Genomic DNA, 10,155 nt, shown 5'->3' with positions numbered 1-10,155 from the left:
CAACATCAAAGCTATGAACGATTTTTGACAGGTGGCGGGCTAGCCCGCCACCTGTCGTTCTTATAACCATAGTGTTGCGTTAGAAAATGGAAAGTACAAAAATCCTCCAATATCAGTTTGGTGTCCGTATGTGTAGATTGGACTGTTGCTTGGGAGGTGGTGGCTTACTGCTCTAGCTCGGCGATACGTGACTCTATCTGTTGTAGCTCGTTGCGTAGGCTAGCTGCCTCGATGAAGTCCAGTTCTTTGGCAGCCTCCAGCATTTGTTTGCGGGTTTGCTCGGCAAGCTTGCGTAGCTTGTCGGCATTCATCTCCGAGATAATTGGGTCTACTGCTGGTGCCTCTGGCTCGCTGTAGCCGAGAGCTCCTGTGCCGTCCTCCTTATTCCAGATAGATGCTGAGTTTTTGACGATTTGCTGTGGTGTAATGCCGTGTGCCTCGTTGTAGGCAATCTGCTTTTGTCGTCTACGAGCAGTTTCTTCAATGGTTAGTCGCATACTCTCCGTCACTTTGTCGGCATAGAAGATGACACGACCATTGACGTTGCGTGCGGCACGACCAGCCGTCTGGGTAAGCGACCTGTGCGAGCGTAAGAAGCCCTCTTTGTCTGCATCTAGTACCGCCACCAAGGCAACCTCTGGGAGGTCCAAGCCCTCTCTGAGCAAATTAACCCCAATCAGTACCTTGTACACACCCTTGCGCAAATCTTCCATGATACGTATGCGATCTAGCGTATCCACATCGCTATGGATATAGCTACAAGCGATTTGGTGACGAATGAGATACTCCGAAAGCTCCTCTGCCATACGTTTGGTGAGCGTAGTAACTAGTACACGCTGATCTAGGGCAATAGCCTTAGCTATCTCCTCCTCTAGGTCGTCTACTTGATGCAGGGTCGGACGCACCTCAATGGGAGGGTCTAGCAAGCCAGTAGGGCGAATGAGCTGCTCGACGATAACGCCCTCGCTCTGCTCTAGCTCATACTCGGCTGGCGTAGCACTGATGTAGAGAGTCCTTGGCGTGAGTGATGCAAATTCCTCGAAGGTTAGTGGACGGTTATCCATGGCGGCAGGTAGGCGAAAGCCATACTCTACTAGGTTTAGCTTACGCGATTTGTCGCCTCCATACATAGCACGTATCTGAGGAACTGTGACGTGGCTCTCGTCTATGATGAGTAGGAAGTCTTGAGGGAAGTAGTCTAGTAGGCAGAATGGACGCTCCCCTGCATTTCGTCCATCGAAGTAGCGAGAGTAGTTCTCAATCCCTGAGCAGTATCCGAGCTCTCGTATCATCTCCATGTCGTATGTGACACGCTCGTACAGACGCTTGGCCTCGTAGACTTTGCCTACCTCCTCTAGCTCTTGGATACGAGCGCCGAGATCTAGTGCCATCATATCTAGCGCACGCTTGACCTGATCCTCTGTCGTCACGAATAGGTTGGCTGGGTGTATTGCTAGGCTGGTCATAGAGCCATATTCACGTCCCGAAACAGGATCGAAAGAAGCAATACGTTCTACCTCGTCGTCCCAAAACGTAATCCGATAGGCTACACCGTTGTACCCTTCTATGGCGGGGAAGACATCTACAGTATCTCCCTTGACTCTGAAATACCCACTATCGAACGTTACCTTGTCATTGACGTAGTAGTTCCCTACCAGATCTCGTGTGAACTGCTCTTGGGCATAGCGCTGGCCTTGGCGCAGATGTATAATTTTCTCGGCAAAAGCCGATGGGTCTGCCATACCATAGAGGCAGGACACGGACGAAACGACGATCACATCTTTGCGACCCGAGAGCAGAGAGGCAGTGGTGCGTAGGCGCAACTTCTCGATCTCTGCATTGATAGCCATATCCTTCTCGATATACGTATCGGAGTGTGCAATATAGGCCTCGGGCTGATAGTAGTCGTAGTAGGAAACGAAGTACTCGACGGCATTGTCGGGAAAGAATGCTTTGAACTCGGCATAGAGTTGAGCTGCTAGCGTTTTGTTGTGGCTTAGGACAAGCGTTGGCTTGCCTAAGCGTGCAATCACGTTGGCTGCGGTAAAGGTCTTACCCGAACCCGTAACTCCCAGCAGGGTCTGATAATTTAGCCCAGAGCCAAAGCCCTCGACAAGCTGTTTGATTGCCTCTGGCTGATCTCCGGTAGGAGAGAAGCGTGAGGTCAGTTGATATTCCATTTAGTTGTTTTGTCCTCTATTCTTCAGGAAGGCCGAGGTGATGCGTACCATAGTCCCGACCAGCAGAGCTCTACCGGCTTTGGTGTGAAACTCAATGCCACAAAAAGTAGAGCGCTCTTCCCTCAAAGTTAAGTAATACATACCTGCTACAAGAATGCCAAGCAGGGCTCTCGGGTCGATATCTTCGTCCGATATGGGTGCTACGAAACGCTCTAGAATGGGGGCCAATGTTTGCTCTCGTCTACGTGCGCTCTCTCGAGTGATCTTCGAATTGACGCTCAGCTGCCACTTCATGATCTCTTGCATTTCTTTATTTCGATGTAGGGCTTTCTCAAATTGAGTAGCTAGGCGGGTGAACAATTCGATAGGCTCTAGCTCATCTGCACCTTCTAACTCTAGGGCTTCGTTGATGAAGTAGTCAAACTGTTTCGTATAGTAGCTAATCGCCGCCTCATCTGTCCCGAAGCGACGCACCAGCACATTGATGTCGCTTCGTGTACGTCTTGCGACTTCTTTGAGCGTAATCCCAGCCACACCTTGCTCTAGGACTATCTCCGACATCGCTCTACGAATGTCGGCGCTCAGTTCTCTTTGAGTTCTCCTTGCCATATCTCTTCCTCCTATCTCAAATATCAATGAATGACGGTGTGCCATAACGCCCCAATTTCGGAGCTATTGGCGATACACTCGCTCTGTATAGGCTTCACCATCAGCCTTGTGTTTGGCTCCCTCTAGAGCATAACCACTTGCTCCGCACAACTCTAGCAAACTCTGCTCTGCCCTCGGTATCCACAATCCTTATATTTGACGCTTTGTGATGCGCCTTAGCAGGAGGCTGTACCTAACCGAAGCTCGGCAGTGCCTCCTTACTAACTACAAAAATAGCGACTTCTGACTGTACTATCTATATCTGAATGGATATACCAATTGATGGGTCTATAACAGACGCTGGGCTAATGAAGCCGAAATATAGATAGCCAGTCATACCATCTCGGAGCTCTTTCTTGACTTTTGGGCCAAATGGAGGGGCATATTTTAGGCCTAAATCGATCCATATCCCTACACGACTACTAAGTTGGCCTACCGCTCCTATGCCTATGCCTCCGCCTGCATAAAAAGGGCGTTGCTCTACGGCAGGTGTATCCCAGAAGTATCCAGCTACAGCCCTTAGGCTGGAGTATATGCCAGTCCTAGGATTGCCGAACATATACCAGCGTAGCTCCGTCGAGAGTGACACGTTGGGGAGCCCCAAGTATAGTCCGTGGAAGTTTAGATCTCCCACTACACTCATCTTGTCGTTGGTTGTATGCTCTAGCCCGAGGTGCACTCCCCATAGATAGGCTAGAGGCTTTACTCTGAGATAAGTTTGCCCTGCGAAGAGGTTTCTCGATGCTTGCGCCGAAGATATGCAGGGAATAGTGTAGAGGGTGAGTAGTAGCATCACCTTGAGTAGCAGAGTACGTATCATAATTCTTTCTGTTGAGGTAAAACGATGTTTTCAATCTCTCGCCAGCAAAGTTATGTATAAAGTTTGTAATTTATACTGTTTGAAAATGAGTGTGTTCTATTTTATATAACATTTTTTTGATGTTAAAATATGGGGCGATGTGTTATGTAAGTTTGCTCTCTCGTTTAGGGGGCTACTTGTAGCTCAGTGGCGTATGTTACCATAAGCCTATCGAGAGTGCTTGTGCTCGCATATCTGCCAAATGGTTTGTAGTTACTCTGCCTAGGGCTAGGGTAGAGAGAGGTATCGGCCTAGAGAAAAAGTTTGGAGCAAGGTTTGCTCTATGTGGAGATAGGCTTGATTTATGTAGAGCAAACTTATCTCCACATAGAGCAAACCTTGCTCCAAAGTATTTTGAGAGAAGAGAGAAGGTTGATAGATGGCAGTTGGAGTGATGATCTGTGATGGAAACCAGATGCTTCAAAACTTTTGTTTAGCATAGCTCCTAATACAATTTCTTTCAAATGGTATTCGTTATCTTTGCAAAGCGAACATTTCACAAGACTCAATGAAACTGCTGAAGTTACTATTTATATCTGCTCTAAGTTTGAGTTTTTGCCTCCCTATGGTGGCAGAAGATAACGCACGTAAACCAAAGAAACGAACAACTAAGGTTAAGCGGAAACGCACCTCTACACGCCCTAGAACCTCCACAGTAGACTACGATGTCGTACAAAATCAACGCCGAGAGCTTGATAGTATGAGGCTTCTCAATGGAGGAGTGCGCCCCATTATAGTAGAGGAGAAGATACCGGGGCTGGAGCTAGAGCCTTTCGTCGCTCGCTTCAATCGTGGAGATACTACGCTTAGGCGCGAAACGATCAAAGGGCTATACTTTGGACACCAGAGTAAGATAGGGGAGGGTAGCTTCCTGCAGCAAATGGAGCTAGAGGTCGATAAAGCTATAGCCAACAAGCAGTTTGCCAAGGCTCTCAAGATGGCTCAGCGTGGGCTATGGCGAAACCCAATGCATTTTGCGCTCATTAAGCGAGCTTGTGACCTGTCGCACCACGAGAAGCACAACCGTATGGAGGTTTATCTTTGGCAGATTGTGCAACTCTTCAATGTCGTCGAGAGTACTGGCGACGGCAAGAGCCCTGATACTGCGCTGCAAGTGATGAGCCAGTCCGATGCTCTGCTATACGAGATGCTTTGGCTAGATACACCTCGAGAACAGCTTGGCGACCGCACGATCATCAAGTTAGATGACCACAAACAACTCTTACGCCTCGAAATAAAAGGGGTAGATAGGCAGGCGATGGTGCGCTACTATAGTATGCCTATCCCCATCTAGCCCTACCATAGTTTGCAGGAGATACATAAGAGAGTGACGAGCTGTGGATACTCCATAAATACTCTCGGCTAGAAGTATCTTGGGGCTTTGTCAAAATTCATTTTTGGTACATCCCCTTTTAGTGTGTCTTAGAATGCGCAAACTGCAAGGCGCTAAGATTGAAGCTGACGAAGAAGTCCGTGTGGAGCAAAGGGAGCATAATAGAGTATGTGACCCAAGTTGAATGTCGCAAGCAGTACAGTGGTTTGTGCGTTATGACACACCGCCTCCCTTAGGTATTGGATCTAGTTTGCCGTGATTGTCTCCATCGCAGTTAGGCGTTGCATCCTCAGCCTTGCAGGTGGTGCGCTTGAGTATTGCTCCCTATTTGTAACCTAGTATTGCCCCTATCGTATGCACAAACAGAAGAGGGGGCATCTTTGTTATACAATAGGTTCGCTGTAGGATACCTTATGCCTTTCACAAATTATTAATTAATTTTGAAACTTAGGGAGTGTTACTGCGACCGATTTATATGTGTTTAGAAATAACAACGAAATAGATAATAATGGCTACGAAGCAAGACAAGAACAAGCGTAATCCTTTTCGATTTAACGAGATGTGGATATACGGATTTATTCTGATGACTCTCGGACTTTTGTTCTTCTGGGACGGGGACAATAGTGTCAAAAAGGAGCTTAGCTGGAATGAGTTTCAAGAAATAGCTCTTAGAGATGCTTTCAGTGAGATCAATGTGGATCGCAAAGACAACCAATTAGTTGCTCTAGTGCGCCCAAACATGGTAGATAGTATCTTTAAGCAGTCGGGGATACAGGCCGATCGGCTCAATAAGGCGGAGGCGCATAAGGTGATGGTACAGATCCCCTCGGTAGATCGCTTCTCGGACTTCTGCGATCGCCATGGGATACAAGCTAAGGTAACTTATAATGAGAAGACGAGCTTCTGGGCTATTCTTCTATCCTTTGGCCCCGTACTTTTGCTGATTTTCTTTTGGTTCATGATGTCTCGCCGTATGAGTGGCTCTGGTGGAGGCGTTGGAGGGGGTATCTTCTCCATTGGCAAGAGTAAGGCTCAGATGCACGATAAGACTACGATGTCGGTGACCTTTGCCGATGTAGCAGGTCTGCACGAGGCCAAGGAGGAGATCGAAGAGATTGTCCACTTCCTCAAGAATCCAGCCAAGTACACTCAGCTCGGAGGTAAGATCCCCAAGGGAGCTTTGCTTGTAGGCCCTCCGGGTACTGGTAAGACTCTTTTGGCTAAGGCAGTCGCAGGCGAGGCGCATGTGCCTTTCTTCTCGCTCTCTGGCTCCGACTTCGTGGAGATGTTTGTTGGTGTGGGTGCTAGCCGTGTGCGTGACTTATTTGCCCAAGCTAAGGCGAAATCCCCTTGTATCATCTTTATAGATGAGATTGATGCCGTAGGCCGTGCTCGTGGTAAGAATAATAGCTTTGGTGGTAATGATGAGCGTGAGAATACACTCAATCAGCTCCTGACTGAGATGGACGGCTTCGGGACTAATAGCGGCATCATTGTGTTGGCTGCGACCAATCGTGCCGATATTCTAGACTCCGCACTGCTACGAGCAGGACGCTTCGACCGACAGATCTATGTAGATTTGCCCGATGTCAATGATCGTAAGGAAATCTTCCTCGTTCATCTCAAAGGTATTAAGACCGATAGCTCACTTGATGTAGACTTGTTGGCACGTCAGACACCCGGGTTCTCTGGTGCCGATATTGCTAATATCTGTAACGAGGCGGCTCTGATCGCAGCCCGCTCGGGTAAGGACTTCGTGAGTAAGGACGACTTTATGAATGCCGTAGACCGTGTGATCGGAGGGCTGGAGAAGAAGAGCAAGATTACCACTGCCGAGGAGCGCAAGAGCATCGCTATTCACGAGGCAGGCCATGCTACGGTTAGCTGGTTCCTAGAGTATGCCAACCCGCTCGTTAAGGTCACGATCGTACCTCGTGGCAAAGCTCTGGGAGCTGCATGGTATCTGCCAGAGGAGCGCCAGATCACCACGACTCAGGCTCTACTCGACCAGATATGTGCTACACTCGCCGGTCGTGCAGCCGAGGAGCTTTTCCTTGGACGCATCTCCACAGGTGCAGCTAATGACCTCGAGCGCATCACCAAGGTTGCCTATGCCATGGTTGCCTACTATGGTATGAGTGAGCGCTTGCCCAATGTGAACTACTATGAACTACAGAGCGAGGGCTATGGCTTCAGCAAGCCTTATAGCGACAAACGAGCAGAGCTGATAGACGAGGAGGTCAGCGAGATTATCCGTTTGCAGTATGAGCGTGCCAAGGCGCTCTTGTTGGAGCATCAGGTAGGCCATCATGCTTTGGCAGATCTCCTATTAGAGGCTGAGGTAATCTACACCGAAGATGTGGAGCGTCTACTGGGTAAGCGTCAGTGGGCGAGTCGTACAGATGAGATTATGGGACAGAAGCGTACGGACAAAGCTCTACCAGAGCGGCAAAGCGAGGAAACTACAGCCGATGCCCCAGAGGATAAGGCCGAAGATGTGGTAGGTGAGGTAAACTAATAGATATCATAGATATGGAATTATTCAAGCGAACAATTTTCGGGGGGCTCTATGTGGCCCTAGTCTTGGGTGCCCTGCTTCTTGGTAGCTCAGCACTCTATCTTTCGGTATTTATGCTGCTCGCTTTTGTGGGCGTATGTGAGTACGAACCACTCGTTGGTATCAATCGTACACGCCCATTGCGCACGATCCTCGATGGTATGGCTGCTGCGTATTTGTTCTTTGCAGTCTATAGTTTCGCCAATAGCCACGAGTACCAGATGCTCGGTGGGGCGATTTTTACGCCTTACCTATTTTACCTAGGCTACACCATGGTACGTTCGATTTACTCCGATCGGGAGTTTATGCCCAATGAGATAGCCAAAATGTTTTTTGGTCAGATCTATGTTGGGGGAGGACTAGCTGCTGCCAGTCTACTTACCGACACCATGGGGCTATTTGCTCCAGAGCGCTTGCTCTTTATGGCCTTTGTAGGTATCTGGGTCAATGATACGGGAGCCTTCATTGTTGGCTCTTCTGTCGGTAAGCACCGCCTCTTTCCAAGTGTTTCGCCTAAGAAAAGTTGGGAGGGCTTCGTCGGAGGCTTTGTAGCTACGGTACTAGTTACCATAGCTATTGCGAGCTACTGGTTCGACGATATTTTCCGCCTCTGGCAGTCTGCTCTCATCGGAGCGGTCATCTCCGTAGCTGCCACTTGGGGCGATCTCTTTGAGTCTATGCTCAAGCGTAATGCAGGGGTCAAGGATTCTGGCAAGATTATTCCGGGCCATGGAGGGGTATTAGATCGTATTGACAGTGTCCTTTTCGTTTTACCCGCTTTGCTTATTCTTAGTCTAGTATTACATCTATAAGCTTATGCGTGCCAATTATTTTGTTCGCCCCGTACTAGCTTTTGTTCTAGTGGTGCTACTGGCCTCGTGTGGAGGCGGCCTCAGGCGCTCTAGACCGGGGCGGTATATCCCTCAGAAACGTGAGTTTAGAGGGGCGTGGATACCTACCATCTATAGGAGTGAGTATAGCAAGCTCTCTCGAATAGAGGCTAGAGAGCTGCTGACCAAGCGCCTAGCACTGCTACAGCGAATGGGCTGCAATGCTGTCCTCTTCCAAGTACGAGCAGAGAGTGATGCTTGGTATCGCAGCGACTATGAACCATGGAGCAAGTATCTCAGTGGCGAACAAGGGCTGATGCCAGAGGACGGTTGGGATCCGCTCGCTTTCGTCGTGGACGAGTGCCACAAGCGAGGTATGGAGCTACATGCTTGGATTAACCCACTGCGTGGGGCAGCCAATGCCAATGACTTTTTGGCCGAGAATCATCCTGCACGCCGCTACCCAGATTGGTTCGTGCGCTATGGCAATCAGCTCGTGCTCGATCCCGGCCTGCCACAAGCTAGGCGCTATGTCTGCAAGATCGTCGAGGACATCACTAAGCGCTACGACATTGATGCTATTCATTTGGACGACTATTTCTATCCATATCCTATACCCGGCACTAGATTTCCCGATGACCAGTCCTTCGAGCGTCATGGCTTGTCGGCAGGCTATCATCCCGGTGATCGTGCTACATGGAGGCGCAACAACATCAACCTCTTGGTTTATGAGCTGAGCCAAACAATCCGAGCGGCCAAGCCTTGGGTACGCTTCGGTGTCAGTCCATTTGGCATTTATCGCAACAAGCGAACTCACTCCAAGGGGAGTATGACTACGGGCTTGCAGAACTATGACGATCTCTATGCCGACGTCCTACACTGGGCTAACGAAGACTGGATTGACTATGTGGCTCCGCAGATCTACTGGAATGAGGGGACGAAAGGTTCGGACTATCAAGTCCTCGTCAAGTGGTGGAGTAAGCATCTAAGGAATGAGCGTGTACAGCTCTATATAGGGCAAGATATTAAGCGTACTATGGATGCAGGTCAGCTCGAGCGTAAGCTCTTGCTTAGCCAGCGACTCAGTCAGGGTAATATATTCTGGCCAGCCGACGAACTGATCCGTAACTACGGTGGAGTGGGCGAGGAGCTTCACCATACTTATCAGCATTCTAGAGCCTTGATGCCCGAGCAGAGAGGGTTTCTAGGCCAGAGTAAGCCGCCCAAGATGCCAGCCTCACTTTGGGAGGACCACAACGAGGCTGGTCATGTCCTTATCTGGGAGGACGAGAGAGATCCACAGGACCCCGAGAGCGCTTTCTACTATGGGGTCTACGCCTTCCCCAAAGGGGAGGAAGTTAATCTAAATAACCCTAAGGCTCTTGTCGGGATCTCTACGAGCACCTATTACAAACTTCCAAGCCTCGATGGCGCTACCCGCTATACTTTTTTAGTTACAGCGATTAATCGTTTTTGGCTAGAGAGTGAGCCACGTAAGATAAGAGTCGTGATCTAGTAAATCACTACACAACGAAATAGCGTCTAAATAATTCTTTATATCGGAATTATTTAGACGCTATTTCGTTGTAGGCTTTTTGTGTTTGAGGCGATGTCGTCTACAGATGAGATACTACCTCCCATGTACTATTTGAGACTATTGCGCAATGCACCGCTCAAAGGTTCTTGTATCTTTCTCGGTGTTTTTTGCGTGTTTGAGCGGCTTGGAGAGCCTTGAATACTATCCCCCT

Annotated in this window: 7 protein-coding genes; 4 read left to right on the top strand and 3 right to left on the bottom strand. The window is 49.0% G+C overall.

Annotation, left to right across the window (positions count from 1 at the left end):
• Positions 1–164: 164 nt before the first annotated feature.
• The 3 genes from uvrB to HQ48_RS01290 all read right to left on the bottom strand — a co-directional run bounded on the left by uvrB (position 165) and on the right by HQ48_RS01290 (position 3,648).
• Entirely contained in the window at positions 165–2,180 is a 2,016-nt protein-coding gene (uvrB, locus tag HQ48_RS01300; RefSeq protein ID WP_044231331.1) for an excinuclease ABC subunit UvrB, read from the bottom strand.
• On the bottom strand, positions 2,181–2,789 hold the full coding sequence (locus HQ48_RS01295) for a TetR/AcrR family transcriptional regulator (protein ID WP_152568283.1): 609 nt from the start codon (positions 2,787–2,789) through the stop codon (positions 2,181–2,183).
• A 295-nt stretch (positions 2,790–3,084) separates the two neighbouring features.
• On the bottom strand, positions 3,085–3,648 hold the full coding sequence (locus HQ48_RS01290) for a hypothetical protein (protein WP_044231329.1): 564 nt from the start codon (positions 3,646–3,648) through the stop codon (positions 3,085–3,087).
• Between the two features lie 604 nt (positions 3,649–4,252).
• Between HQ48_RS01290 and HQ48_RS01285 the strand changes: the two genes are divergently transcribed.
• The 4 genes from HQ48_RS01285 to HQ48_RS01270 all read left to right on the top strand — a co-directional run bounded on the left by HQ48_RS01285 (position 4,253) and on the right by HQ48_RS01270 (position 9,923).
• Positions 4,253–4,981, top strand: a complete 729-nt coding sequence (locus tag HQ48_RS01285) for a DUF4919 domain-containing protein (RefSeq protein ID WP_052408916.1) — start codon at positions 4,253–4,255, stop codon at positions 4,979–4,981.
• A gap of 547 nt (positions 4,982–5,528) precedes the next feature.
• Positions 5,529–7,538, top strand: coding sequence for an ATP-dependent zinc metalloprotease FtsH (gene ftsH, locus HQ48_RS01280; protein ID WP_044231328.1), 2,010 nt, complete (start codon positions 5,529–5,531; stop codon positions 7,536–7,538).
• 14 nt (positions 7,539–7,552) lie between these two features.
• Complete coding sequence (locus tag HQ48_RS01275) at positions 7,553–8,389, top strand: phosphatidate cytidylyltransferase (protein WP_044231327.1); 837 nt, start codon at positions 7,553–7,555, stop codon at positions 8,387–8,389.
• Between the two features lie 4 nt (positions 8,390–8,393).
• Entirely contained in the window at positions 8,394–9,923 is a 1,530-nt protein-coding gene (locus HQ48_RS01270; protein WP_044231326.1) for a glycoside hydrolase family 10 protein, read from the top strand.
• Positions 9,924–10,155: the final 232 nt, after the last annotated feature.

Source organism: Porphyromonas sp. COT-290 OH3588 (assembly GCF_000769075.1).
Lineage (GTDB): Bacteria > Bacteroidota > Bacteroidia > Bacteroidales > Porphyromonadaceae > Porphyromonas.
This window is presented reverse-complemented; position numbering and strand designations above follow the sequence as displayed.

What these genes read in the sequence shown, in the direction of transcription:
- ftsH (WP_044231328.1), top strand. Translation starts at nt 5,529, where the DNA reads ATGGCTACGAAGCAAGACAAGAACAAGCGTAATCCTTTTCGATTTAAC.
- HQ48_RS01275 (WP_044231327.1), top strand. Translation starts at nt 7,553, where the DNA reads ATGGAATTATTCAAGCGAACAATTTTCGGGGGGCTCTATGTGGCCCTA.
- HQ48_RS01295 (WP_152568283.1), bottom strand. Translation starts at nt 2,789, where the DNA reads ATGGCAAGGAGAACTCAAAGAGAACTGAGCGCCGACATTCGTAGAGCG.
- HQ48_RS01270 (WP_044231326.1), top strand. Translation starts at nt 8,394, where the DNA reads ATGCGTGCCAATTATTTTGTTCGCCCCGTACTAGCTTTTGTTCTAGTG.
- uvrB (WP_044231331.1), bottom strand. Translation starts at nt 2,180, where the DNA reads ATGGAATATCAACTGACCTCACGCTTCTCTCCTACCGGAGATCAGCCA.
- HQ48_RS01285 (WP_052408916.1), top strand. Translation starts at nt 4,253, where the DNA reads ATGGTGGCAGAAGATAACGCACGTAAACCAAAGAAACGAACAACTAAG.
- HQ48_RS01290 (WP_044231329.1), bottom strand. Translation starts at nt 3,648, where the DNA reads ATGATACGTACTCTGCTACTCAAGGTGATGCTACTACTCACCCTCTAC.